Genomic DNA, 23,851 nt, shown 5'->3' with positions numbered 1-23,851 from the left:
GTTGAACAGAACCGAATTCATCATCGCCACCGCCGTCATCCTGTTCGCCGCCTTCTGCATGGGCTGGTTCGCCAACTGGCTGGTGCACCGCCTGTCGCGCGTGCGCCAATCCGACGTGGCCGATCTGGACCGCATGAGCCAGGAGTTGCACGAGGCCGAGGAAACCCGTGATCAGGCGATCACCTATCTGCAGCAGCGCGAGGCCGAGCTGACCAACCAGCTGACCCAGACCGAGGCCGAGCTGGCCGCGGCCATGGACGGGCTGCGCGCCGCCCGCCAGGAAGCCGAGGAATTGCGCGGCAGGATCAACAACGCCGACTGAGCGCCTACCAGCGCGACAGCGCGTCCTCGTCCTCGTCCTTGGCGGCAACCCACTCCGCGCCCGAACCTGTGATTTCCTTCTTCCAGAACGGGGCGCGGGATTTCAGGTAATCCATCAGGTATTCTGCAGCCTCGAACGCATCCTTGCGGTGCGGGGCTGCCGTTGCGACCATCATGATCCGGTCACCCGGGGCCAGCCGCCCATGGCGATGGATCACCAGCACGTCGCCCAGCGACCACCGGGTCTTGGCTTCCTCGGCGATCTTGGCGATGGCGCGTTCGGTCATGCCGGGATAATGCTCGATCTCCATGCAGGCCAGATCGGTCTGGGCCAGATCGCGCACGACGCCGGTGAAGGTGACGATGGCGCCATTGGCCGTGTCACCCGCGGCAAAGGCATTGGCCTCGGCCCCCAGATCGAACGGCTCTTGCTGGACGGAGATCCGCATCACCCTAGCCGCCCGTCATGGGCGGGAAAAAGGCCACTTCACGGATGCCGGCCAGCGGCGCGTCGAAATCCGACAGTTCCTGATCCAGCGCGACCCGCAGGGCGGAGACGTCGGCAAAGGCCGCGGCATAGCGGTCTTCGCGGGCGCTGAGTTCCGCCACCAGATCGGAGACCGTCGCCGCGGTGGTTTCGACCTTTTCCTTCGGTACGCCGATCCGCTCGCGGACCCAGGCGAAATACAGAACATCCAAGTGTCAGCCCTCCTTCAGATGGGGCATGGCTTTACGTAGGTAGTCGTAGCCGGTGATCAATGTCAGCGTCGCCGCGATCCACAGCAGCCACAACCCGATGCGGCCCGACCAGAACATGCCATCCAGCTTCCATTGCAGGCCCGAGATATCCTCGACCTGGCCCGACAGGATCTGGTCGATCAGCGCGGCATCCATGCCGAAGGTGGACATGACGAAATAGTGCTCGAATATGCCCTGCGAAAACAGCACGGCAATCGCCACCATCTGCGCGGTCGTCTTCCATTTGGCCAGCTTGGTGACCTTGAGCGTTCCGGCCACGTCGCCCAGATACTCGCGCAGGCCCGAGACGAAGACCTCGCGGAACAGGATCACGGTGGCGGGCAGCACCAGCCAGGGCGTCCAGTGCTCGGTCGAATAGCCGACCAGGATCATCAGCGCGATCACCACCATCGCCTTGTCGGCAATCGGGTCCAGCATCGCGCCCATCTTGGTTTCCTGCTTCCACGCGCGCGCCAGATAGCCGTCGAACCAATCGGTTATGGCCGCCGACAGGAACAGGATCAGCGCGAACCAATCCGCGTAGGGCCGTGTGAAATACAGAAACATCACCGCCAGGCCGGGCGCGGCCAGTAGGCGCAGCAAAGTCAGAATATTCGGCAGGTTCCACTTCATGCGCTGGACCCTACAACCATGGCCGGGAACAGAAAAGACGGCACGACAAAAAACTGCCAAGAACACAGGTGTTTGGACCACGACAGGTCAGACCGTCGCAGGCGGAGGATCGACGACCGTTTCCCCCTTGGCGCGGCGCGAAGAACGGGTCAGGTTGCGCGGGTATCGGCACATCAGGAAAGATCCGCCCCGTGACCTCACATATCAGAACCGATGCGCGCGCCAATCTGATCGGCGGCGCCTGGATGATCGCGGCCATGGCCGGGTTCGCCCTGGAGGACGCGCTGTTGAAAAGTGCCGCCAAGGTGCTGCCCATCTGGCAGGTTCTGGTGCTGTTCGGACTGGGCGGGGCGTTGATTTTCGCCGGGGTCGCGTTGATTCAGGGGCGGCGGTTGCTGCACCCCGATGTCCTGTCCAAGCCGATGAAGATCCGAGTGCTGTTCGAAGTCTTCGGCCGCCTGTTCTATGTGCTGGCCATCGCCCTGACGCCGCTGTCCTCGGCCACAGTGATCCTGCAGGCCACGCCGCTGGTCGTGGTGGCGGGTGCCGCGCTGTTTTTCGGGGAAACCGTCGGCTGGCGGCGCTGGAGTGCCATTCTGGTCGGACTGATCGGAGTGGTGATCATCATCCAGCCGACCGGAGACAGTTTCTCGGCCCTGTCCATTCTTGCGGTACTGGGAATGCTGGGCTTTGCCGGCCGCGATCTGGCCAGCCGCGCCGCCCCCGCCACGTTGGGCACCACCGTTCTTGGGTTTTATGGCTTTCTGTCAATTGTCGTCGCCGGTGGACTGTACCGGGCTTTCGAAGGCGCCGCCGCGGTGCCGGTGGACGCCCGAGCCGCCCTGCACCTGACTGGAGCCGTGGTGATGGGCGCGGTGGCCTATTCTTCGCTGATGCTGGCCATGCGGACGGGTGAAGTGTCGGCCGTAACTCCGTTTCGCTATACCCGCCTTCTGTTCGGCATCGGGATGGGCGTACTGATATTCGACGAGCATCTGGACCAGACCATGTGGCTGGGCAGCGCGCTGATCGTGGCCTCGGGGCTTTACATCCTGTGGCGCGGGCGCCAGCGGCCTCAGCCCTTTTCGTGAAAGAAATCATAGACCTTCTGCGCCAGACCGGCCGAGATCCCGTCCACGGCCTTCAGATCCGCCAGATTGGCACGGCTGACCGCCTTTGCGCTGCCGAAATGCGCCAGCAGGGCGCGTTTGCGGGACGCGCCTACGCCGGGGATTTCGTCCAGAGGCGTCGCTCCCATCGCCTTGGCCCGTTTGGCGCGGTGGGTACCGATAGCAAAGCGGTGCGCCTCGTCCCGTAGCCGCTGAATAAAATACAGCACCGGGTCGTTACGCTTCAGGGCAAAGGGGCGCTGGCCGATGCGGTGGAACTCTTCCTTGCCGTGGTCCCGATCGACGCCCTTGGCCACACCGACCATCGGGATGTCCTCGACCCCGTGTGCCTGCATGATCTCGTGCACGGCGCTCACCTGCCCCGCACCCCCGTCGATCAGCAACAGGTCGGGCCACAGGCCCTTGTCGCGGTCGGGGTCCTCTTTCAGCAGGCGGGTAAAGCGGCGGGTCAGCACCTCTTTCATCATGCCGAAATCGTCGCCCGGCGTCAGGTCGTCGCCGCGAATGTTGAACTTGCGGTAGGCGTTCTTCATGAACCCCTCGGGCCCGGCCACGATCATCGCGCCCACTGCGTTGGTGCCCTGGATATGCGAGTTGTCATAGACCTCGATCCGGTTCGGCGGCGCGTCCAGATCAAAGGCCTCGGCCAGGCCGCGCAGCAGCTTGGCCTGCGTCGCGCTTTCCGACATGCGGCGCGCCAGCGCCTCGCGCGCGTTTCGCAGCGCGCCCGAGACCAGCTCGAGCTTTTCGCCCCGCTGCGGCACCAATATCTCGACCTTGCGACCGGCCTTTTCCGACAGGGCTTGCTGCATCAGGTCCGCGTTTTCGATCGCGTCCGACAGGATCAGCTGCCGCGGCGCTTCCTTGTTGTCATAGAACTGGCCCAGAAAGGCCTCCATCACCTCGGCCGGCGAAACGTCGGGGCCGACCCGCGGATAGAAATCGCGGTTGCCCCAGTTCTGGTTGGCGCGGATGAAGAACACCTGAACACAGGCCTGGCCGCTGTCCATATAGAGGCCGATCACATCCGCCTCGGCCACACCGCGCGGGTTGATGCCCTGCGCCGTCTGCACCTGCGTCAGTGCGCGGATCCGGTCGCGCAGGGCGGCGGCGCGCTCGAACTCCATCGCATCCGAGGCTTCCTGCATCTGCGCGGCCAGTTCCTCCTGGATTCGGGTCGAGCGGCCGGACAGGAACCGCTCGGCATCGCGCACGCTTTCGGCATAGTCGGCCTGCGAAATCATACCCACGCACGGCCCCGAGCAGCGCTTGATCTGATAGAGCAGGCAGGGCCGGGTGCGACTGTCGAACATTGAATCCGAGCAGTTGCGCAGCAAAAACGCCTTCTGCAGCTGGTTCAGCGTGCGGTTCACCGCGCCCGCGCTGGCGAAGGGGCCGAAATAGGCACCCTTTTCCTTCTTGGCGCCGCGGTGTTTCTTGATCTGCGGAAATGGATGGTCCTTGGCCACCAGAATGTTGGGAAAGCTTTTGTCGTCGCGCAACAGCACGTTGTATTTGGGCTTGAGCTGCTTGATCAGGTTCTGTTCCAGCAGCAGCGCCTCGGTCTCGGTCCGAGTGGTCAGGAACATCATAGACGCGGTCGAGGCGATCATCCGCTCGATCCGGCCGGAATGGCCCGGGCGGGTGTAGTTCGACACCCGCGCCCGCAGGTTGCGCGCCTTGCCGACATACAGAACCCGGCTGTCCGCATCCAGCATCCGATAGACACCCGGCGAACTGTCCAGCGTCTTCACGTATTTCTGGATGCAGGCATAGCCGGTCGGCTGAGGCTGGGATTGAGAGGCGCTGTCGGCGGTCATGAGAGAGAGATACGATTCTCTGACCGTGGCTGCAATCTTGCGCGCCTCAGATCAAGAGAAAACAAATCCACGATTCTTGTGGATAACTGTGCGGACAACTTTCCCTGCACCGTGATTTTTCCTTGAATCCTTGTGTTTTCACTGCGTTGCACAATAAATAGGCACAATTTCAACACATTGATTATAAAAGATATTTTTATTCTCGTTTTACAAGTGTATGAAAAAAAAGACATTTTTGTAACGAACCTGTAACAGGATCGAGAGCGGTGCAAAACTTGCAGGGGCAATACCTATTCAAGGCCCACTACATCAGGCGTTTGCCAGCCCAGATGCTGGCCGCCATCAACGCACAAAAGCTGGCCCGTGACCGCATGTGCGTCCAGAAAATACCCAAGGGCCGCGTTGATATCCGACGGGTTTGCACCGCGTTCCAAGACCGTGTTTTCGCGTTGGGTCTTGAAGTGCTGGGGACTTTGCCGATGTCCCTGCAGGGTTGGACCCGGCCCAATTGCATTGACGCGAATGGCCGGCGTCAGTGCCTGGGCCGCCGTCCGGGTCAATGCCCATAGCCCCATCTTAGCGATGGTGTAGGACATGAACTCAGGCGTCAGTTTGCGCACCCGCATATCGACCATATTCACGATCAAGCCGGTCGCGACGGGTTCATCATTCTCATCCATCTCGGGTTCCAGACTCTGGCTCGCCATGGCCTGCGTCAGCACGAAGGGCGCGCGCAGGTTGCTGTCCATGTGGCGATCCCAGCTTTGCCGGGTGGCAGTGCGGATGTTGTCGTATTCGAAGATCGACGCATTGTTGACCAGACAGGTGATCGGACCGCCCAACGCCTCGGCCGCGCGCGGCAAAAGGGTCTGCACCTGATCCTCGTCCAGCAGATCGGCCTGCAGCGCCACGGCATTGCGACCCATCGACTGGATCTCGGACACGGTCTCGGCAGCGGCTGCGCCCGAGGTTGCGTGGTGCACGGCAACGTCCATGCCACGTTTTGCCAGGTACAACGCCATGGCCCGCCCCAGTCGAATGCCGGCGCCGGTCACCAGTGCTCGGGTCATGTAGGGGCTCCTTTCAGTCAGATCAGGCCAACAGGATCACGACGTATGTGACGTAAAGCAGCGTCAAGATGAACCCCCAGACCCGGGTGATGTCTTGCTTGAAGAAAACGAACGGGATCAGCAGCAAGGACGAGCCCAGCATGACCCAAAGATCGAATTGCAGGAATTCGGGGTCCACGGGGATGCGCCCGAACAGCGTGGCGATACCGACAATGCCCAGAAGGTTGAACATGTTCGAACCGATGACGTTGCCCAGTGCAACATCGGCCTGCCGGCGCAACGCGGCCATGACGGTGGTCGCCAGTTCAGGAAGCGAGGTTCCGACCGCGACCAGCGTCAGCCCGATCACCGTTTCACTGACCCCGTAGGTCCGCGCAATGATGGTCGCGTTGTCGACCAGAAGATGCGCGCCCATCGGCAGGCCAATCAACCCCAGCACCAGATACAGCGACACCTTCCAGTACGGCATGTCCGGGTCGGCCTCTTCCAGCGCTTCCAGGTCCTGCTCTTCCGAGCAGGAGTTGCGATGCGCGTGCGCTTCTCGGAAGGCGTTGAGCAGGATCAGAGCCAACCCCGCCAGCAGGATTGCCCCGCTGAACAGGTTGAATTCTCCGCAAAAGGCCAAACCGATGAACAGAACCGAGGCCAGCAACATGAAGACGTAGTTTCTTCGCGTGTTGCATTCGCTGCTGTGGATCGTTGCCAACAAGGCCGGCAAACCCAGGACCAGAAGGATGTTGGCCGTGTTCGAACCGACGACATTGCCCAGCGCGATACCGGGCGCATTTTCCTCGATGGCCTTGATGGCGATCAGAAGCTCGGGTGCCGAGGTGCCGAAGGCCACGATCGTCAGGCTGACGATCAAGGCCGGAACACCCAGGCGCAGGCTGAGATTCACCGCACCCCGCACCAGCGCGTCACCGGCCAACAGCAGGATCAACAAGCCAAGACCGGAAAGCAGCCAGGCCGTCATCGACGCCCTCCTTGCTCACATGTGCAGGGGCCCTTGCCGATCCGGAACCGACCGCAGCGCGGACATTTCGCGGAGTTCAATCGCTGTTGGCCGGGAAAGCGCAGCTTTCCGAACATCGCCAGGACCCCCATGGCAACCAGAAACAGAATGACGACCTTGACGATCACGTCACATACCAAAGCGCGCGTAGGCCGCGCGCTCCTCGAGCAGGGAAATGGCGTCCTGCGCCATGTCCGTTCCGAACCGCGACCAGATCGGTCGGCGCAACCCGTAGCGCCGGAATTTGACCTTGTCGCCAAACACTTCCTGCATCCTTGGCTTCAGATGCGCGATGCCGTCGATCAGCCCAAGTTCATGCGCACGCCGCGCCAGCCAGATTTCACCGGTAAACAGATCGGCGGCCTCGTCCAAGCGACTGCCGCGCCGAGCTTTCACATAGGCAATGAAATTCTGGTGGATGTCCTCCAAAAGCCCCTTGAGACGCGCGACATCCTCTTCTTTCTCCGGAGAGAACGGGTCCAGCATCGATTTGGATTTCCCGGCGGTGTGCACGCGCCGCTCGATCCCCTGACGGGCCAGAAAAACATTGGCTCCGAACCCCGAGGAGATGACCCCGATCGACCCCAGAACCGAGCTGTCATCCGCCCAGATCTCGTCCGCCGAAGCCGCAAGCCAATAACCACCCGAGGCCGCCACGTCCTCGACAAAGGCATGGACTGGCACCTTGAACTCGTCGGCCAACCGTCGGATCCGCGCACCGATCAGCGAGCTTTGCACCGGCGATCCGCCCGGCGAATTGATCTCGAGCGCGACGGCGGCAGGTTTTCCCTTGCGGAAGGCTTTTTCCAGAACCGGTGCCAAAGAGGCATCGTTCAGCGAGGCTCGGCCAGCCATTCCAATGGCTCCGGACAGGCGAACGACAGCCACGGTTGGCTGCTTGTTGAGAAACGGCAGGCTGAGTTTCATGGGTGCCGATGTAGAGTGCGCCCGCCCCTTAAACAAGGGACCCCACCTGCCATGAACGTGACGTGAACCAAAATCCTGTTCAGCCACGGCAAAAATGCAACGCCCTAGCTGCGGATGCGCCACCCGGTTTTGAAGATCCAACCGATGACCGCCAGGCAGAAGCCGGTAAAGGCCAGGATCGCCAGAAGGCTAAGCAGAATGGGCACGTCCGAAAGCCCGTAAAACGACCAGCGAAAGCCCGAGATCAAATAGACCACCGGGTTGAACAACGAGATCGTCTGCCACACCGGCGGCAGCATCGAAATCGAGTAGAACGTGCCGCCCAGAAAGATCAGAGGCGTCACAACCAGCTGCGGTACCAACGACATCTGTTCGAAATTGCTGGCCCAGATCCCGATGATGAAGCCCAGCAGGGAAAAGCTGAGGCAGGACAGGATCAGAAAGGCGGCCATCGCGAAGGGGTGCTCGATGCGGATGTCCACGAAGAACGTGGCGGTGGTCAGGATCACCAATCCCACGAACAACGCCTTGGTCGCGGCGGCGCCCACATAGCCGATCACGATCTCGATGAAATTCACCGGGGCCGAGAGCAGTTCGTAGATCGTGCCTAGGAACTTGGGGAAATAGATGCCAAAGGACGCGTTCGAGATCGACAGCATCACCACCGACAGCATGATCAGCCCCGGCACGATGAAGGCGCCGTAGGAGACGCCCTCGACCTCCTGGATGCGACTGCCGATGGCAGTGCCAAACACCACGAAGTACAGCGAGGTCGACAGAACCGGTGACAGAAAGCTCTGCGCGAGGGTGCGGAAGAACCGGGCCATTTCGAACCGGTAGATGGCGGCGATGGCGGACCAGTTCATGCGGCATCTCCGGACACGAGGTTGACGAAAATCTCTTCCAGGCTCGATTGCCGGGTCTGAACGTCACGCAACACCAGCCCCGCCTCTGCCACGTCATTCAGCAAAGTGGTGATGCCAGTGCGATCGGCATTGGTGTCGTAGGTATAGATCAGCGCATCGCCCTGCCCGTTCAGCACCAGATTGTGGTGGGCCAGACTGCCGGGAATGTCCGAGATCGTGCGGGTCAGCATGACCTCAATCTGCTTCTTGCCCATCTGCGCCATCAAGGTGTTTTTGTCCTGCACCAGCATCAGTTCGCCCTTGTCGATCACACCGATCCGGTCGGCGATGGCTTCGGCCTCTTCGATGTAGTGGGTGGTCAGAATGATGGTGACACCGGCAGCCTTCAACTCGTCGACGATGGCCCACATGTCCTTGCGCAGTTCGACATCCACACCGGCGGTGGGTTCATCCAGAAACAGCACCCGCGGCTCGTGCGCCAGCGCCTTGGCGATTAGCACCCGCCGCTTCATGCCGCCCGACAGTTCCTTGATCGCGTTCTTGCGCTTGTCCCACAGCGATAGCTTGCGCAGGATCTCCTCGATCCGCGCGCTGTCCTGCCCATAGCCGAACAGACCGCGCGAAAACCGTACGGTGTTCCAGACCTTCTCGAACGGCTCCAGCGCAATTTCCTGCGGCACGAGGCCGATCATGCGCCGGGCTGCACGAAAGTCCGTGAGGATGTCGTGCCCCCCTACTGTGACGGTCCCAGACGTGGGCGTGGTAATCCCGCAAACCGTCGAGATCAGGGTTGTCTTTCCCGCCCCGTTCGGGCCGAGCAGGGCCAGGATCTCGCCCTCTTCGATGTCCAGCGATACGCCTTTCAGCGCTTCGAACCCGCCGGCATAGGTTTTGCGCAGATCCTTGATCGAAAGAATTGTCGTCATGCGTTTTCCCAGTTCTGGCCGGGACAGTATCGCGCCAGAGGATTGCCGAACAGACCAAATTCGCACAGTCCTCTGCGCACAAACGCAGGTTTCACTCGCGCCCGGTCAGGCGACCCAGCCAGCCTTTCTTTTCCCCCTCGGAGGTGTCTTTGCGGCCCTCTTCCGGCGCTGCAGGGCCTTCGAAATGCTGCTGAAGGTTCGAGAAGAACTGGTCAGCCATCTTTTTGGCAAAGCCGTCGATCAAACGGCTGCCTAGCTGCGCCAGCTTTCCGCCAACCTTGGCATCCACGTCATAGGCCAGAACCGTTCCACCGCTGTCACTGGCGCTGAACGTGACACTGGCGCTGCCCTTTGCAAAACCCGCGGCCCCGCCTTTGCCCTCACCGGCGATGGTCAGGCTTTGACCCTCAACCATGTCGGACATCGTGACGGTGCCTTTGAACGTGGCCTTTACTGGCCCCACCTTCTGCACCACGGTCGCCTCGTAACCGTCCGTCGGATTGCCCGAAACCTCTTGCGCACCGGGCACGCAGGCTTTCAGCACCTCGGGGTCCAGCAGGGCCGCATAGACATCGGACGGCGCCGCCTGAATTTCACGCGTGTCACTCATTTGCATGGGACCACCCCCCTTTCTCAAATGTCTGATATTCGACCAAAGACCTATCCACGAACTGCCGTTGCGGCAACCGTGTTCCACACATTACCCGCCGCCCCCGGAATCCTGAGCCCGCATGTCGGAAATCCGTTTCTGCACCAGTTCCAGATGCAGACGGGCATCATACTGCCCTTGCCTGTAGGCCGCTGGCAGCCGTAGGTCCGCCAGCTTTTCGTCCAGCACCTGCAATTGGCCTTGCATCCGCACGAGGTCTTCCGCGGAAGGGTTGTCGGCCAGGTCCTGTTCGATCAGACGAATTTCCGGGTAGTGCTGCCAGACACGCCATCGTTGGAAATAGGCGTAGATGCGCGGCAACAACCGGACCAGCGGAAGGACGATGAAAAAGAACGGCAGGAACAAAAGGAAAACCCGATTGACCTGCGCCGCCACCCAATAAGGCAACCAATCATGCCAGGTGGATGGCCCTTCAAGTATCAGCTGCCGTGCGGTATTGTTGAGGGGCAATGCGGTCCCTTCGATCCCCGGAAAGGCCCCGGGGTCATTGATGATGCCCTGAGCCTCGTGCAGGGCGATCGCCGCCATCGTTAGTCGATTGACCAACGCCGGATGCAGTCCCGGCCGCACGACCAGTCGCGCCTCGAGAGCGATCAGATCTACCGGGCGCGGCGGCAGAACCGGGTTCAGCGACATGCCTCCGGTCGGTACGGTCACCACGGTGGCATAGGACAAACGACGCGAAATCGCCTCGACATGTTCAAGGTTCAGCACCTTCAGTCCCGGCACCTCGTACGCGGCCAGCAGGTAGGGAGCTTCGATCGGGGCGACAAAAACGGCGATGTCCAACGTTCCGTCCAACAAGGCGTCGGCCGCCTGGTCATAGGGCAGTGCAACATGCACGTTATCCTCTTGGGCCAGCCCGACAGCGCGTTCGAAGTCGCGGAATGCGTCCGCGGTGCCGGACCCGGGTGCACCGCTGTTGATGCTCAACCCACGCCACAGCGCGGGATTGGGCGGAATCCACGCATCCTCGCGCGCCATGAAAATCATCGGCTCGAAAAACACGGTCCCGATGGCCTGCGCCTGATCCGGGTCAACTTCGATGCCGCCCTGCAAGAAGGCCACATCCACAGCCCCGTCTTCCAGGAGACGCGCATTTTCGACAGACCCTGCGGTTTCGACGATCTCGAGCCGAATCTCATCCTCGGCAAGGATATCGGAGTAGTCCTGCGCCACGTCGATATAGGCACCACCCGCCGGTCCGGCTGCCATGCGCAGGTCGCCGGGCGGGTGCAGCAGAAGGATGATTGCCACCAGAACCGCCAAGACCATGGCGGCACTGATCGTGATCCAAAGACGCATCCTACCCCTCGCTGATCCACCCCGGACAGCACGCTACGCCGCTGGCCCCAAGCTGGCAAGTATTCCGATGTGTTTGTTGGTTTTTCCCGTTCCGGATCAGACCGATGCCAGACGCCGCGTCGCCGCCGGTCGGTCTTGCATTCCTGCTGGGCGCCGGCCAGCATCGCCGCGAGGGAGTGCTGCTCATGCTGAACGGAATCCGTGTTGTCGAAATCGAGGGTCTCGGCCCCGGCCCGTTCGCCGCCATGATGCTGGCGGATCTGGGGGCCGATGTCGTGACCATCCACCGCAAGGGGGGCGCCGTCACACCCGGCATGCCGGACCGATCCGTGCTGGACCGGGGCAAGCGCTCGATCGCGCTCGACCTCAAGGACCCCGACGACCTCGAAACCGCCCGGCGCCTGATCGAAACCGCCGATGCGTTGATTGAAGGCTTCCGCCCTGGCGTGATGGAGAAGCTGGGTCTGGGGCCCGAAGCCTGCCACGCCCTGAACCCGGCGCTGGTCTATGGCCGCATGACCGGCTGGGGCCAGGACAGCCCGCTTGCCGACACCGCAGGACATGATCTGAACTACATCGCCCTGTCGGGAGCGCTCTGGTACGGCTCACCGCCCGGCATCGAGCCGATGACCCCGGCCACGCTGGTCGGCGATATCGGCGGCGGCGCGATGTATCTGGTCACCGGGATACTGGCCGGGCTGCTGAACGCGCGCGCAACCGGCACTGGCACGGTGGTCGACGCCGCCATCTACGACGGGTCCGCGCACATGATGAACCTGCTGATGAGCCTGCGCCAGACAGGCAACCTGTCCGACACGCGCGGCCAGAGCCTGCTGGACGGCCCGCATTGGAGCCGCACCTACACCTGCGCGGATGGCGGCTTTGTTTCAGTCCAATGCCTCGAACCGAAATTCTATGCCCAATTCCTGGAAATCCTGGACCTATCCCAAGACCCGGCGTTCCAGCAACAATACGACAGCACGCGCTGGCCCGACCTGACCCGACGCCTGGCGGAACTCTTCGCAACCGAACCGCGCGACCATTGGGCCAAACTGTTCGAAGGCTCAGACGCCTGCGTCGCCCCGGTGCTCAGCCCCGACGAGGCCGCAACCCATCCGATGAACACCGCCCGCCAAACCTGGCGAGAAACAGACGGCACCCTGCAGGCCGCCGCCGCCCCGCGCTTCTCCACCCACCAATGGCAGCCGAAACCCAGCCCGGCCCGCGGCCAACACACGGCCGAAATCCTGATCGAACTCCAGGCCGTCAAGACAACCTGACACATCCTTCATATGGCCAACGGCCAAGGGGGGCTGGCCCCCTCCCGCGCCGCCTACCCGCGGCGCACCGTGTCGATCATCAACTGCACATTCTCCGGGTCGGCATCCGGTGTGATCCCGTGTCCCAGATTGAAAATATGCGGCCCGTTGGAAAAGGCACGCAGGATGCGGCGGGTCTCATCCACCAGGGCCTGCCCGCCGGTCACCATGTGAGACGAGGCCAGGTTGCCTTGCACGCAGCCATCCACCTGCACATGTTCGGCCGCCCATTCCGGCGCAACCGAGTTGTCCAGCGCCACGCAATCGACCCCAGTGGCCTTCGCGAAACCGACATAACCCTCGCCCGCCTCACGCGGGAAACCGATGACGGGAATGCCCGGGTGGCGTTCCTTGAGCGCCTGGGTAATGATCCGGCATGGCTCGACCGCGTATTTGGTGAAAGCCTCGCCTTTCAGCGACCCGGCCCAGCTGTCGAAGATCTTGACCACCTCGGCCCCCGCTTCGATCTGAGCCGACAGATATTCGATCGTGGCCGCCGTGATCCGGTCCAGCAACGCCTCGAACAGCGCGGTGTTTTCCTCGCGCAGGGCGTGTGCAGGACCCTGATCAGGGGTGCCACGCCCGGCGATCATATAGGTCGCAACGGTCCACGGAGCGCCGGCAAAGCCGATCAGGGTCGTTTCGGACGGCAGCTCGCGCGACAGGATGCGCACGGTTTCATAGACGGGCGACAAGGTCTCGTGAATCGCATCAACCGGCTTCAACGCATCGAAATCCGGTTGCTGCGTGATCGTCGACAGGCGCGGCCCTTCGCCGGTGACGAACCAAAGGTCGGCGCCCAGCGCCTGCGGCACCAGCAGGATGTCGGCAAACAGGATCGCGGCATCGAACCCATAGCGGCGGATCGGCTGCAGCGTCACCTCGGCCGCCAGATCGGGGGTGTAGCACAGCGACAGGAAATCGCCCGCCTGTTCCCGCGTCGCGCGGTATTCCGGCAGATAGCGTCCGGCCTGTCGCATCATCCAGATCGGCGGCGTGTCCAGTACCTCGCCCGCCAGCGCCCGCAGCAGTTTCTTGTTCTCGGCCATGTCAGCCCCCACTATTCCGGTTTGCGCAACGGGTCAGCCTTCAGCGGCAAAATGTCAAGCGTGGCCCCCATTGTCAGGGCAATGTGACGCGACTAAAGCTGTGCCCATGACTTTGACCCTGCCCACCCCCGCATCGCCGCTGAAGATCGGCACCCGTGGTTCGCCGCTGGCGCTGGCCCAGGCCCATGAAACCCGTCAGCGGCTGTGTGATGCTTTCGAACTGCCGGAACAGGCGTTCGAGATCGTGGTGATCAAGACCACCGGCGACAACCGCGCCATGATCGACGCGGACCGCCCGTTGAAAGAGATCGGCAACAAGGGCCTGTTCACCAAGGAAATCGAAGAGGCGATGCTGGGCGGGGACATCGACATCGCCGTGCACTCGACCAAGGACATGCCCGTCGAACAGCCGCAGGGGCTGGTGCTGGACACGTTCCTGCCGCGCGAGGACGTGCGCGATGCCTTCATCTCGCCCCGCCTCAGCTCGATCCATGACCTGCCCGAAGGCGCGGTCGTCGGCACCTCGTCGCTGCGGCGGCGGGCCCAGTTGCTGCACCGCCGGCCCGATCTGAACGTGGTCGAGTTCCGGGGCAACGTGCAGACCCGGCTGAAGAAGCTGGCTGATGGCGTGGCCGAATGCACGTTTCTAGCCATGGCCGGCATCCGCCGCCTGAACATGCAGGACGTACCTGCCACTGCGATCTCGCCCGACGACATGCTGCCGGCCATCGCACAAGGTACGATCGGCATCGAACGCCGCGCGGACGACCACCGGGCCGCCGAGATGCTGGAAGCCATTCATCACTCTGAAACGGCCTGTCGTCTGGCGGCCGAGCGCACGTTGCTGGCCGCGCTGGATGGGTCCTGCGAAACTCCGATTGCCGGTCTGGCTGAACTTACCGATGGGCAGTTGCGCCTACGCGGCGAAGTGCTGCGACCGGACGGATCGGATGCCATCAGTGAGAGCGAGACCGGTTCGACGGAGGACGCAGCGGAAATGGGCCGGGCCATGGCGGCAGAACTGCTGCACCGTGCCGGGCCAGGATTCTTCGAGTGGAGAAATTTGTAAAAAAGTTTCTGCGAATGTGAACTGCTTCACTGTCGCCCCGGTTGAAATCGGGCATCAATGTGTCATCCCGATTGGGAATGTGGATCAGTCTCGAATGTATCGAAGTTTTAGTTCGTGATTTTGTAGATAGTATTCGAGGGGGCGAGACTGAGAACCCTGTCCGATCGAAACGGGTCGTGCCTTTGAAAAAAGGCGCGGCCCGTTTTGACTCTGCGGCCCGCAATGGGTCCCTGTCATCCGGGAAACCGGTGCACGTTGCCATGATGACTGAACATCGCCTGGCCCGAGCGGACGTCGAACCGGAAATCAGCCGACCGTCCCGGCAAGGCCGCATAGAACGCGCGCAGGCCCGGCTCGACCAAGCCAGCTTGGACGCTGCAGGCTTCGCCCAAGCGCTGTATTTCGTCGTGAGACCGCCGTGCACGTATCGCAGTGATCAGATCCTGGTGCATCTCCTGCAGCTTCCGGAAATCCGCGCTATGGGCCAACGCACTGTCACCGACCAATGCAAAAATCGGCTCCAGTTCGGTCTTGCCTTTCAGATGAACAAGCCCTGCTTCGAGCATCGCGAGATCGGCGCCAGCGGCCTGTGAGACTGAACTTGAGATCAGGATGTCATATTCGACCTGGCGGCAACTCTGCTCGATTCGAGCGGCGACGTTGACCACATCTCCGATCACCGTGTAGTTGAATCGCCGCCGCGAGCCGATGTTGCCGACACAGGCCATTCCCGTGGCAAATCCTGTCGCCAATGCGATCGGAGGATGCCCGCGCATCGTGTCCGAAGCATTGAACTCGGCCAGAGCTCGGCGCATCTGCAGCGCAGCCTGCGCCGCCAGAAGCGGGTGCCGCTCCACCGGAACCGGCGCGTTCCAGAACGCCATGACCGCATCCCCGATGAATTTGTCGATGGTGCCTTTTTCGTGCAGGATCCGGTCTCCGATGACCGAGAACAGTTCATTGAGCAGCGCGACCAGGTCCGTGGCCGACACCCGCTCGGACAACGGTGTAAACCCGCGAATGTCCGAGAACATGACCGTGATTTCCTGCGTTTCACCGCCCAGTTGCAGTTGGTGTCCGGTTGCATCCATCTCGTCCAGGATCTCGGGCGCGACATAGTGCGAGAAGATCCGCCGGATCACCCGCTTTTCCCGCTCGGTCGATATGAACAGATAACCGGACAACAGCCCGAAATTGGCCATCCCGCCGGCAAGCGGGAAGGTTGCATCGAACAGTACGGACTGGTTCTGAAATGCCAACCAACTGACCCCGACAACCACGGCCGCCGCGATGCCGCCTGCCATGAACGAGGCAACGGCCCCGAAACTGGACATGACGACCGTGACGACGACTCCAAGGATGATGAAAGCCAGAAGCTCGAGGGCGGCGGTGACATCCGACCGGGTCAGCATGTCGCCCAGCAGCGCCTGCTCGATGACTTGGGCATGGATGGAGACGCCTGGAACGGACTCTCCCAACGCAGTCTGATGCATGTCGAACAGACCTGCCGCTGACGTTCCGATCAATACGATCCGGCCTTCGATCTGGCTGCGCAGAACCGGATCATCTGCGGATTGCAGTATGTCATTGGCCGACAGGTAGAGCCCGGGATCATCTGGTCTGTACCTGACCCAGACCTCTCCGTTTTCCGTTGTGGGCAGGACCAGACCGGCCAATTCGACCGACAGCACGATGCCGGCCTCGCCCTGAGCCCCTTCGATGAAGATCACCGGCTCGCCCGTCGCGACCCTCAGAGCCTCCAGCCCAAGTCCGGGCAGAACACCGCTTGGCCCCTGCCACAACACCGGAACCCGACGAACCACGCCCGTACCGCCCAAAGGTGAAACATTCACACCGCCGATCCCGGTTGCATCCCGGTCCAGCGGTGGCGCCAGCGGAGTCCAGTGGGGCACGGACACCAGCCCGGCGGCCGGGTTTTCGCCGATCTCCACGATCCCGGCCTTCGGGGCAATGTCCTGATCCCCTCCGGTCAATCGCGCCGCCACACCCATCACGACGGGCCAGTTCGAAACCTCGGCCCCGAACAAGATGTCATTGTCCAGCTGGGCGGCCTCCTTTTTGGCGCTGAGAATGTCAGCCAGGGCCGGATCACTCAGCAGCCGCGACGGTGAGTACCGATCGGGCTCGGCGAACAACATGTCAAAAGCGATTGAAGCGGCGCCATACTCGCCCAAACGCTCGACCATCTGCGTCAACAGGGTCCTGGGCCAGGGCCATTGGCCCCAATTCTCGAGCGACGTTTCGTCGATATCGACGACCCGGACCGGCAAATCGGGATCGAAGGCGCGCGGGGACAACCGCTGCAACACGTCGAAATAGATCAGCCGGGACATGCGGACCGGATAAGGGTCCAATACCCGCAGCAGACAACCAAACAGGATCAGACCCAAGCCCACCAGCCGAAAAGCACGGCGCCGTCCGGCTTTCTCGTGCTGCCTGACACTCACGTCAACCTCTGCTCGCCAGCAACGACATGGACAACGCTCTAGCCATCGCCGCCGGACCCAAAGACACCGCCGCCAGTATCCCGCCGATCATCGGCAGTTTCGGGCCGGTCGCCCGACCTGTCGAACTGCCCGACCGGATCCGGTTGTTCGGGCGGCGCGGCAACCGCTGCCTTGACCTGCCTCTGCGGCGGAGCGGACCGGCGCGGTTCGGGCGCGTCCGATTTTGCGCGCGGCGCAGGTTGGGATTCACCCGAGCAACCTTCGACATCCACCTGCAAAGGCGGTTTGAGGTCTTTCTGCGACTGAATGAAAGGAAAACCGCTGACCACGGCCTTATCATACATCGCCTGGTCGACCGGGCGCCCGACCGCACCACGCTGGCTGGTTGCATACAAGCTGCAAATCCGGCCCGTCGATCGGCAAGAGCCGCCGAGGCCACACATCTGAACCGTGCCGTGCAGCACGAGCATCGCGCTTTGGTTTCCCGGCGCGATCCACATGTCAAATACCGTGCCCCGCACCGCCATGGTGGCCGTCGGCGTCTTGATGGAGTAGGCGCGTTTCCTGCTTTTGCCCGAGATGAACCGGAAGCTTCCACCCAGCGCCTCGACAGCAAAGCTCTTGGCCTTGCGGTTGCCGCGCAACATCTTCACGTCCAGAACCATCCGCGCATTGGGACCAACCGCGATCTTCGTGTCATCCACAAAGACAAGCTGAACCACGCCATTCGCATCCGTGACGATCGAGTCGCCGGACAACACCTCCATCCCATTACGCAGGGGCAGCGTTTTGCCGCCACGGGTCACGTCCGCCCCCTGTTTCACGCTGATTACGGTTCCAATATTTGCCCAGCTGAGGGCAGGAACGCAAAGAACGAAAAAACCAACCAGAACAATCTTCAACCAAGCCAAAATGCCAGCCCTTCCCCCAAAGGTTACTGTCGAGCGCGGATGCGCTCACTGCCCGGCCAGCCTCTGAAACTGTTTTTTGGATCAATCAAAATGACTAAAATCTTAGCAAATATGCATCCATTGGCATGTAATTGGCAAGTTTTCTGTTCTTATGCCTGTTCCGCAGACAAGCCGAGCCGCCGAGTTTAGTCAAAAGAAACCGCCGTTTCTGCAACTCAAACCACCTGGCACGGGTGATCCAGCAGAGCGCGTTCCAACGCCAAAGGCAGGCAACCTCTCCAATTGGTTCAGCCGTTCGCGACACCCATCATTTTGCAGATGCAGTTCCCCACCGCACCTGGCTCGCCATAATTATGTGTCCGATTACGTACTCTGGCCGCGCGTAAATTCTCAGGCCAACCGACGTTGGGATAGCGAAACCAAATCGAAGCAGAACGCGAATCCACGCATAGTTCTTGGAAATCCAACAGCAAGACATGGTGACCACGCCTTGGTCCAAGCGGGTGCAGACCTAAGCGATTCCAAGCGTTTTCAAGGGCTTCGCCCAATCCGGCAAAAATTTCCGGTGGCGCAGGAATTGGCCTTGTATTTCCGTCGCTTGCACGGCTATACCCGTCGGCGGAGACGTGGCCGAGTGGTCGAAGGCGCTCCCCTGCTAAGGGAGTAGGCGGGAAACCGTCTCGAGGGTTCGAATCCCTTCGTCTCCGCCATTACCCATTGATATGGCTAAAATAGTGAAGGGCTTGCTTTCAAGTTCTACACTTTTGCTGCGCGCCTTCGCCGGTGCTCCGCCAGCTTCAAGCACCGTTTGGCTGATGATCCGCCAACGGGCCTCAACACTCAGCGTTTCAACAACAGAATAAAGAAGATCCCTCCCAAAAGACCCGTGACGACGCCAACTGGGATGTCCTCGGGGGCCATTGCGGTTCTGGCGACCACATCCGCCCAGAGCAAAAACAAACCACCCAGAATTGCCGACAGAGGAACGACGCGTCGATAGTCTCCGCCAACAAGGAACCGCACGATATGCGGAACCATCAGACCGACGAAGCCGATCTTGCCCGAGAAGGCCACCATGACTCCGGTGATCAGCGCGCCAGCTGCAAAGACACCAAGCCGAAACCGCGCCACCGCAATACCCAACGAGCTTGCAGTCTCATCCCCGATGGTCATCGCGTTCAGCCTGGCGGCCTGAAGCCACAACCAGGTGCCGCATGGCAGCAGGATCGCCAGCGGGTAGATCAGGTATGACCATTGAGCCAACCCCAACCCGCCCAACATCCAGAACACGACCGTATGGGCCGCCTTGGGATCGCCGAGGAAAATCAGAATGTTGGCGCCAGCCATGATGACGAAAGACACCGCCACACCGGTCAGGACCAGGCGGTCCGCGCTTGTGGCGCCGGCCCAGCGGGCAACGCTCAGGACCGTCAGCGTGGCCGCCAGGGCACCCAGAAACGCCATGACCGGCACGGTCAGAAGCCCCAGAAACAAGCCGGTATGCAACAAGGCAAGAATGGCTCCAAACGCGCCGCCGGCCGATATGCCCAGCAGGTGCGGATCGGCCAGCGGGTTTCTTGTGACCGCTTGGAGGGTGGCCCCGACAATCGCCAGTCCGGCCCCGACCATGACGGCAAGCAAGGCGCGCGGAAAACGGATTTCCCAGATAATCGCGGCGCGGCCCTTTGACCATGTCGGCTCGCCCGAGGATAGGCCGGTTTCGTGCAGCAACACTCCCCAAACGGTCTTGGTGGGCACCGAAATGGCCCCCACCGAGATCGCAAAGGACAAGGAAACGACCATCACGACTAGCCCCACCAGCATCGCCGCCCAGAGCGGTAGTACCCGGCGCGCCTGCACTACGCGCATTTAGTTGCCGACCAAGGCAGCCGGGCCCCAAAAGCCATGGGCGAGCTTCCGAACCGCCTTGATGTTGCGCGGTCCGGGTGTGGCCTCGACATATTCCAGAACCACGAAACGATCGTTCTTGACCGCGTCCAGATCTGCAAATGCAGGATTATTGACCATGAAGTCCCGCTTCTGCTCGGCGGTGACGTCGCCATAATTGACGATCACAATGACTTCGGGGTTGCGATCGACGACTTCCTCCCAAGTGACGGTCGCCCAGCTTTTCTCGAAATCATCCATGATGTTGACGCCGCCTGCGGCCTCGATCAGAGCGGTCGGCATGGCATAGCGGCCGGCAGTGAACGGCGTATCCTCGCCGCTGTCATAGACAAAGACACGCAGCGGTTCGTCCGAGGGATTCAGGCTGAATGTGATCTCAGCGAGTTCGGCCTTATATCCCTGGACCAGCTTTTGCGCCCTGTCTTCGACACCGAAGATACGACCGAGGTTCAGAAGATCGTTGTACATGTCGCTCATGCTGGCTTTGGGCTTGTCGCCGATATGGATGCAGCTTTCAGTCAGTTCGTAGACTTTGATCCCGAAAGGTTCGAGCGTCTCTGGCGTCACCTCGCCACCCACTTTCATCCCGTAGTTCCAGCCCGCGAAATAGAAATCGGCATCTGCGCCGACCAGCACCTCTTTGCTGGGATACTTGGCCGACAGATCGGGCAGCTGCTGCACTCCGGCGCGCATGTCCTCGTCCAACGTCTTCCAGCCGGAAATGCCGGTATATCCCACCATTCGGTCGGCGAGGCCCAGCACCAGCATCATTTCCGTCAGGTTCACGTCGTTCGAGACCGCCGCCTTGGGCGGTTCTTCAAAGGTGACGGTTCGATTGCAACTTTGCACGGTGGTTTCCGCGGTCGCGGTGTTGGCGGCCAAAGCAAGGCCCAGGGCCAGGGTGGTCGGTTTCATTTCAAGCTTCCTTCTGGTTGGGGATTGGGGAGTTGATAGGTCAGGTGAGGTTTGTGACTGAGGCTGAGCTGCTCTTGCCGGGCGGTGACTTCGAACGTGTCAGAGACCAGCCTGTCACTCAGCACTGTCTGGGGTGGGCCAAAGCCGCAGGGTCGACCGTTCTTCAGAACCAGAACACGGTCGCAGACATCGGCAGCCAAGTTCAGGTCGTGCAGCGAGGTGACGATCGTCAGATCGAGGTCCCGGATCAGCCGCAACACCTCTAGCTGGTGGCGGATGTCCAGGTGGTTGGTAGGCTCGTCCAGCACAAGAATCCGGGGCTCTTGGGCAAGGGCGCGGGCGACCATCACACGCTGACGCTCGCCGCCGGACAGAGTGGCCAGCCCACGGTCGGCAAACCCGTGCAGATCCATTCGGTGAAGCGCGGACTCGATGATCTGGTGGTCACGACTGCCGGGCGTGGACAGGCCTAACCGGTGCGGCACACGTCCCAACGCCACGACGTCGCGCACGGTCAGCGCGAAATCCGAGGGCTGCTCCTGCAGCACGGCGGCAACCTGACGCGCCAGCGCCCGGGGGGCCATTCTTTTGACGGACACGCCGTCCACCAGAATGTCGCCCGAGGACGGACGGTGATAGCCGTAGATCATCCGCAGAAGGGTTGTCTTGCCGGCACCGTTCGGCCCCACAACCCCCATGACCTGCCCGCGCATCAGCGCAAAACTGGTCTCGTGCAGCACCAACGGCGCTCGTTTTCGCGGCGCCCAGGTGACGGTATTCACCGACAGCAAAGGCGCGCTCATGAGGCGCAATCCGCATTTTCCGAAGACGCAGCCATCGCGGCTGGAATGCGGGCCAGCGTCGCGTGGCGAAGCCCGGCCGGGCGGTCGACCGAGCTGCACCATCCATCGCGCAACTGCTGGTACAGCCGGGCGAATTCCACCAATGCCCCGGTCACTTCAGACGTCAGGCCGCCAAACAGGTAAGATGCCTTGCCCGGCGCGTGATAGGCGACGGTACAGGGTCGGGTGCACCCGGCCATGCAGGCCGCACCGGAAACGTCAAAACCTGCCAAACCGTCGTCTTCGGCCAGCGCGGCGCGCAATCGTCCGATCAGGTCAGGCCCGGGGCGTACGGCTGCGCTTTTGGGTCGGCAAGATAGGCAAACCGTGATTTTATGTGTTGATTGTCGGTTCATTTCGCCCTCCGCGAAATCGCGGGGCGGAAAGGGAACCAGTCATGTCAGCGGCGTAAGCCGAAAATGCCATCTTGGCCTCCTTCCGGGACACCCCGCCCGAGTTGAGTTGCGTTTGATGATGGCAGGTCTCCTGACTCGCGGTGTATGGCTTGCCCCGCCTTCCCAGACCTATCGGCCCAGTGGCATCCGGGGGTCGCACACCGCCTACAGTTGCGGGGGCAGTCACGGAATTGGCGTCAGAACGGCGCCGCACCGTATTCCCTTTTACCCGACCGCCGAAACGATCGGGAACCATCAGCGCCAATCTCATCCATGAATCGGGTTGCACTGTCAACGACGTTCTGGGCGGGTACGTAATGGAGGTATCCAGGCGACCCTTCGGCACCACCTGAGCGACAGACCGGGCCGCGAATCACGTCGTTTTGACCAACTGGATTAAGATAGCTCGGAAGGTCCCGAAACACGGCGGCGCAAGCGGGCCGACTGCCAAGCCTCCGTGAGCGGCCTCGCCTTTTCCCTTTGAATGCAGAAGCCTATCGTTGGAAAGCGTACAAAATTTACGCGCGGAAAAATCATTGATTTATCCTGTGATTGATTCAAACATACGAATTCGACACAACTTTAGCTTTACCTCCGTTGTTGTCGCTGTCGCCCGTTTCGTCGGGCCCTTCCGACTGCTGGAGTGAGTGCTGGCGGTCGGAAGGCATTTTACGAAGATCAGCGTTGGGAGGACGCAGTGCCGGGATTAAATTTACGAACCCTTCCGCGAAAGTTCGCACCGGTTTTTACCCATAATGTCATAACATCAGCACGCTTTGTTCACGGTCCCGGGGATCAGCAGAAATCCTGTCTGCCAGCCACGTCATTGGCGACAGACTTTTTTGGAACGGGAATTACCAGACCGGGGTATGCTCGTATGACTGCATAGACGTGAGCGCGCAAAAAAAAGAGGCCACCTATTCCACATGTATCGACAAACCCAAGAGGAGAAGAAAGTGATTAAGAAAGTCATGATGATTTCAGGCGCGACGTGTTTCGCACTACTAGCGGCCTGTGACGACACCAGCACGTCAAGCGCACCTGCCGAACTGACGCCCGCTCAACAGGCGTGTCTGCGAGACGTGGCCAAAACAACCAACAATTCGCAGGTGGTCGTGCTCTCATCCGCCTTCAGCGAGGCTGGAACACAAGTCACCGTTGGGGTTGGAGAGGATCGGGCTCCGTGGAATTGTATTGCCTACAGTGACGGCGCGACAGCTGGTATCGAGTTCCTCGGCGACGAAGGCGCACTTTGACCCGTTTGATGCGTAGCCGGAATCGGCTGCGCAGCGCTGGCTTGATACTCTGAGGTCCGGCATGGTCTGCAGAATAACCATCATCGCGTTTGCGACCCTTTACCTGTTGGCGTTGTTTGCGTTTGTGACGGGCACTTTTGGCTGGTTTGGACAGGAACGAGACCCATTGTCCGGCGTATTCCTTTTGCCGCTGGGTCTGCCTTGGGTCCTTGCGTTGGACCTTTTCTCAGAGTCGGCCAAACCGTGGCTCGCGGCGATTGCACCGGTGCTCAACCTGTTGGCACTGGTTTTGATATGCAGA

General features: G+C 61.3%; 23 protein-coding genes, 1 tRNA gene and 1 riboswitch. Of the genes, 6 read left to right on the top strand and 18 right to left on the bottom strand.

What is annotated here, in order from left to right; all coding sequences use genetic code 11:
- The first annotated feature begins 1 nt into the window (after window position 1).
- On the top strand, window positions 2–322 hold the full coding sequence (locus K3752_RS00190) for a hypothetical protein (protein WP_093963571.1): 321 nt from the start codon (window positions 2–4) through the stop codon (window positions 320–322).
- A 4-nt stretch (window positions 323–326) separates the two neighbouring features.
- On the opposite strand, the gene K3752_RS00185 is transcribed toward K3752_RS00190, so the two are convergent.
- Genes K3752_RS00185 through pgsA form a run of 3 tightly spaced genes read right to left on the bottom strand, consistent with a single transcriptional unit; the run spans window position 327 to window position 1,692 of the window.
- A complete protein-coding gene (locus tag K3752_RS00185) occupies window positions 327–770 on the bottom strand; it encodes a molybdenum cofactor biosynthesis protein MoaE (protein WP_260063971.1) in 444 nt (147 codons plus the stop codon).
- Between the two features lie 4 nt (window positions 771–774).
- Complete coding sequence (gene moaD / locus K3752_RS00180) at window positions 775–1,020, bottom strand: molybdopterin converting factor subunit 1 (protein ID WP_260063970.1); 246 nt, start codon at window positions 1,018–1,020, stop codon at window positions 775–777.
- A 3-nt stretch (window positions 1,021–1,023) separates the two neighbouring features.
- Window positions 1,024–1,692 carry a CDP-diacylglycerol--glycerol-3-phosphate 3-phosphatidyltransferase gene (pgsA, locus tag K3752_RS00175; protein WP_170342342.1) on the bottom strand — a complete coding sequence of 223 codons (669 nt, stop codon included), beginning with the start codon at window positions 1,690–1,692 and terminating at the stop codon, window positions 1,024–1,026.
- 191 nt (window positions 1,693–1,883) lie between these two features.
- Between pgsA and K3752_RS00170 the strand changes: the two genes are divergently transcribed.
- On the top strand, window positions 1,884–2,783 hold the full coding sequence (locus K3752_RS00170; RefSeq protein ID WP_260063969.1) for a DMT family transporter: 900 nt from the start codon (window positions 1,884–1,886) through the stop codon (window positions 2,781–2,783).
- Here the strand turns inward: K3752_RS00170 and uvrC are convergent.
- The 8 genes from uvrC to K3752_RS00130 all read right to left on the bottom strand — a co-directional run bounded on the left by uvrC (window position 2,768) and on the right by K3752_RS00130 (window position 11,418).
- Window positions 2,768–4,642: an excinuclease ABC subunit UvrC gene (gene uvrC / locus K3752_RS00165; RefSeq protein WP_260063968.1), complete on the bottom strand. Its 1,875-nt coding sequence runs from the start codon at window positions 4,640–4,642 to the stop codon at window positions 2,768–2,770. The genes K3752_RS00170 and uvrC overlap by 16 nt on opposite strands.
- 290 nt (window positions 4,643–4,932) lie before the next feature.
- Entirely contained in the window at window positions 4,933–5,712 is a 780-nt protein-coding gene (locus K3752_RS00160) for an SDR family oxidoreductase (protein ID WP_260063967.1), read from the bottom strand.
- A gap of 22 nt (window positions 5,713–5,734) precedes the next feature.
- A complete protein-coding gene (locus tag K3752_RS00155; protein WP_170372372.1) occupies window positions 5,735–6,685 on the bottom strand; it encodes a calcium/sodium antiporter in 951 nt (316 codons plus the stop codon).
- A gap of 168 nt (window positions 6,686–6,853) precedes the next feature.
- Window positions 6,854–7,651 (bottom strand): S49 family peptidase, encoded by a 798-nt coding sequence (locus K3752_RS00150; protein WP_260063966.1) that lies wholly within the window; start codon window positions 7,649–7,651, stop codon window positions 6,854–6,856.
- Between the two features lie 104 nt (window positions 7,652–7,755).
- Window positions 7,756–8,517, bottom strand: a complete 762-nt coding sequence (locus tag K3752_RS00145) for an ABC transporter permease (RefSeq protein ID WP_093963579.1) — start codon at window positions 8,515–8,517, stop codon at window positions 7,756–7,758.
- Entirely contained in the window at window positions 8,514–9,443 is a 930-nt protein-coding gene (locus K3752_RS00140) for an ABC transporter ATP-binding protein (protein WP_170343068.1), read from the bottom strand. Before K3752_RS00140 ends, K3752_RS00145 begins: the two co-directional genes overlap by 4 nt.
- 91 nt (window positions 9,444–9,534) lie before the next feature.
- Window positions 9,535–10,059 carry a CoxG family protein gene (locus K3752_RS00135; protein WP_260063965.1) on the bottom strand — a complete coding sequence of 175 codons (525 nt, stop codon included), beginning with the start codon at window positions 10,057–10,059 and terminating at the stop codon, window positions 9,535–9,537.
- Window positions 10,060–10,143: 84 nt separating this feature from the next.
- Window positions 10,144–11,418, bottom strand: coding sequence for a TAXI family TRAP transporter solute-binding subunit (locus K3752_RS00130; RefSeq protein WP_260063964.1), 1,275 nt, complete (start codon window positions 11,416–11,418; stop codon window positions 10,144–10,146).
- Window positions 11,419–11,603: 185 nt separating this feature from the next.
- On the opposite strand from K3752_RS00130, the gene K3752_RS00125 reads away from it, so the two are divergent.
- A complete protein-coding gene (locus K3752_RS00125; protein ID WP_260066234.1) occupies window positions 11,604–12,698 on the top strand; it encodes a CaiB/BaiF CoA-transferase family protein in 1,095 nt (364 codons plus the stop codon).
- Between the two features lie 53 nt (window positions 12,699–12,751).
- On the opposite strand, the gene hemE is transcribed toward K3752_RS00125, so the two are convergent.
- Window positions 12,752–13,786 carry a uroporphyrinogen decarboxylase gene (gene hemE / locus K3752_RS00120; protein ID WP_170391762.1) on the bottom strand — a complete coding sequence of 345 codons (1,035 nt, stop codon included), beginning with the start codon at window positions 13,784–13,786 and terminating at the stop codon, window positions 12,752–12,754.
- Window positions 13,787–13,892: 106 nt separating this feature from the next.
- Between hemE and hemC the strand changes: the two genes are divergently transcribed.
- A complete protein-coding gene (gene hemC, locus K3752_RS00115) occupies window positions 13,893–14,855 on the top strand; it encodes a hydroxymethylbilane synthase (protein ID WP_260063963.1) in 963 nt (320 codons plus the stop codon).
- Window positions 14,856–15,088: 233 nt separating this feature from the next.
- Here hemC and K3752_RS00110 read toward each other — a convergent pair whose 3' ends face one another.
- Window positions 15,089–17,323, bottom strand: coding sequence for a CHASE2 domain-containing protein (locus tag K3752_RS00110; RefSeq protein WP_260063962.1), 2,235 nt, complete (start codon window positions 17,321–17,323; stop codon window positions 15,089–15,091).
- Between the two features lie 38 nt (window positions 17,324–17,361).
- The gene (locus tag K3752_RS00105; RefSeq protein WP_260063961.1) at window positions 17,362–18,147 is read right to left on the bottom strand and encodes a FecR domain-containing protein; all 786 of its coding nucleotides are present in this window, start codon (window positions 18,145–18,147) and stop codon (window positions 17,362–17,364) included.
- Window positions 18,148–18,854: 707 nt separating this feature from the next.
- On the opposite strand from K3752_RS00105, the gene K3752_RS00100 reads away from it, so the two are divergent.
- A tRNA-Ser gene (locus tag K3752_RS00100) sits at window positions 18,855–18,944 on the top strand.
- 130 nt (window positions 18,945–19,074) lie between these two features.
- Here K3752_RS00100 and K3752_RS00095 read toward each other — a convergent pair.
- Genes K3752_RS00095 through K3752_RS00080 form a run of 4 tightly spaced genes read right to left on the bottom strand, consistent with a single transcriptional unit; the run spans window position 19,075 to window position 22,255 of the window.
- Window positions 19,075–20,103 carry an iron ABC transporter permease gene (locus tag K3752_RS00095; protein WP_260063960.1) on the bottom strand — a complete coding sequence of 343 codons (1,029 nt, stop codon included), beginning with the start codon at window positions 20,101–20,103 and terminating at the stop codon, window positions 19,075–19,077.
- Complete coding sequence (locus K3752_RS00090) at window positions 20,104–21,057, bottom strand: ABC transporter substrate-binding protein (RefSeq protein ID WP_260063959.1); 954 nt, start codon at window positions 21,055–21,057, stop codon at window positions 20,104–20,106.
- The gene (locus K3752_RS00085) at window positions 21,054–21,860 is read right to left on the bottom strand and encodes an ABC transporter ATP-binding protein (RefSeq protein ID WP_260063958.1); all 807 of its coding nucleotides are present in this window, start codon (window positions 21,858–21,860) and stop codon (window positions 21,054–21,056) included. Before K3752_RS00085 ends, K3752_RS00090 begins: the two co-directional genes overlap by 4 nt.
- Complete coding sequence (locus K3752_RS00080) at window positions 21,857–22,255, bottom strand: DUF1636 domain-containing protein (protein WP_260063957.1); 399 nt, start codon at window positions 22,253–22,255, stop codon at window positions 21,857–21,859. Before K3752_RS00080 ends, K3752_RS00085 begins: the two co-directional genes overlap by 4 nt.
- 102 nt (window positions 22,256–22,357) lie before the next feature.
- Window positions 22,358–22,566, bottom strand: a riboswitch (cobalamin riboswitch).
- Between the two features lie 684 nt (window positions 22,567–23,250).
- On the opposite strand from K3752_RS00080, the gene K3752_RS00075 reads away from it, so the two are divergent.
- Entirely contained in the window at window positions 23,251–23,550 is a 300-nt protein-coding gene (locus tag K3752_RS00075; RefSeq protein WP_260063956.1) for a hypothetical protein, read from the top strand.
- Window positions 23,551–23,851 lie beyond the last annotated feature (301 nt).

The organism is Ruegeria sp. B32, assembly GCF_025141855.1.
Lineage (GTDB): Bacteria > Pseudomonadota > Alphaproteobacteria > Rhodobacterales > Rhodobacteraceae > Ruegeria > Ruegeria arenilitoris.
The sequence above is the reverse complement of the archived record's forward strand: the minus strand, read 5'-3'. Positions and strand labels throughout refer to the sequence as shown.

Coding starts and splice junctions, on each gene's coding strand:
- K3752_RS00150 (WP_260063966.1), bottom strand. CDS start 7,651: ATGAAACTCAGCCTGCCGTTTCTCAACAAGCAGCCAACCGTGGCTGTC.
- uvrC (WP_260063968.1), bottom strand. CDS start 4,642: ATGACCGCCGACAGCGCCTCTCAATCCCAGCCTCAGCCGACCGGCTAT.
- hemC (WP_260063963.1), top strand. CDS start 13,893: ATGACTTTGACCCTGCCCACCCCCGCATCGCCGCTGAAGATCGGCACC.
- pgsA (WP_170342342.1), bottom strand. CDS start 1,692: ATGAAGTGGAACCTGCCGAATATTCTGACTTTGCTGCGCCTACTGGCC.
- K3752_RS00185 (WP_260063971.1), bottom strand. CDS start 770: ATGCGGATCTCCGTCCAGCAAGAGCCGTTCGATCTGGGGGCCGAGGCC.
- K3752_RS00125 (WP_260066234.1), top strand. CDS start 11,604: ATGCTGAACGGAATCCGTGTTGTCGAAATCGAGGGTCTCGGCCCCGGC.
- K3752_RS00080 (WP_260063957.1), bottom strand. CDS start 22,255: ATGAACCGACAATCAACACATAAAATCACGGTTTGCCTATCTTGCCGA.
- K3752_RS00130 (WP_260063964.1), bottom strand. CDS start 11,418: ATGCGTCTTTGGATCACGATCAGTGCCGCCATGGTCTTGGCGGTTCTG.
- K3752_RS00090 (WP_260063959.1), bottom strand. CDS start 21,057: ATGAAACCGACCACCCTGGCCCTGGGCCTTGCTTTGGCCGCCAACACC.
- K3752_RS00095 (WP_260063960.1), bottom strand. CDS start 20,103: ATGCGCGTAGTGCAGGCGCGCCGGGTACTACCGCTCTGGGCGGCGATG.
- K3752_RS00140 (WP_170343068.1), bottom strand. CDS start 9,443: ATGACGACAATTCTTTCGATCAAGGATCTGCGCAAAACCTATGCCGGC.
- K3752_RS00145 (WP_093963579.1), bottom strand. CDS start 8,517: ATGAACTGGTCCGCCATCGCCGCCATCTACCGGTTCGAAATGGCCCGG.
- K3752_RS00085 (WP_260063958.1), bottom strand. CDS start 21,860: ATGAGCGCGCCTTTGCTGTCGGTGAATACCGTCACCTGGGCGCCGCGA.
- K3752_RS00160 (WP_260063967.1), bottom strand. CDS start 5,712: ATGACCCGAGCACTGGTGACCGGCGCCGGCATTCGACTGGGGCGGGCC.
- hemE (WP_170391762.1), bottom strand. CDS start 13,786: ATGGCCGAGAACAAGAAACTGCTGCGGGCGCTGGCGGGCGAGGTACTG.
- K3752_RS00135 (WP_260063965.1), bottom strand. CDS start 10,059: ATGCAAATGAGTGACACGCGTGAAATTCAGGCGGCGCCGTCCGATGTC.
- K3752_RS00155 (WP_170372372.1), bottom strand. CDS start 6,685: ATGACGGCCTGGCTGCTTTCCGGTCTTGGCTTGTTGATCCTGCTGTTG.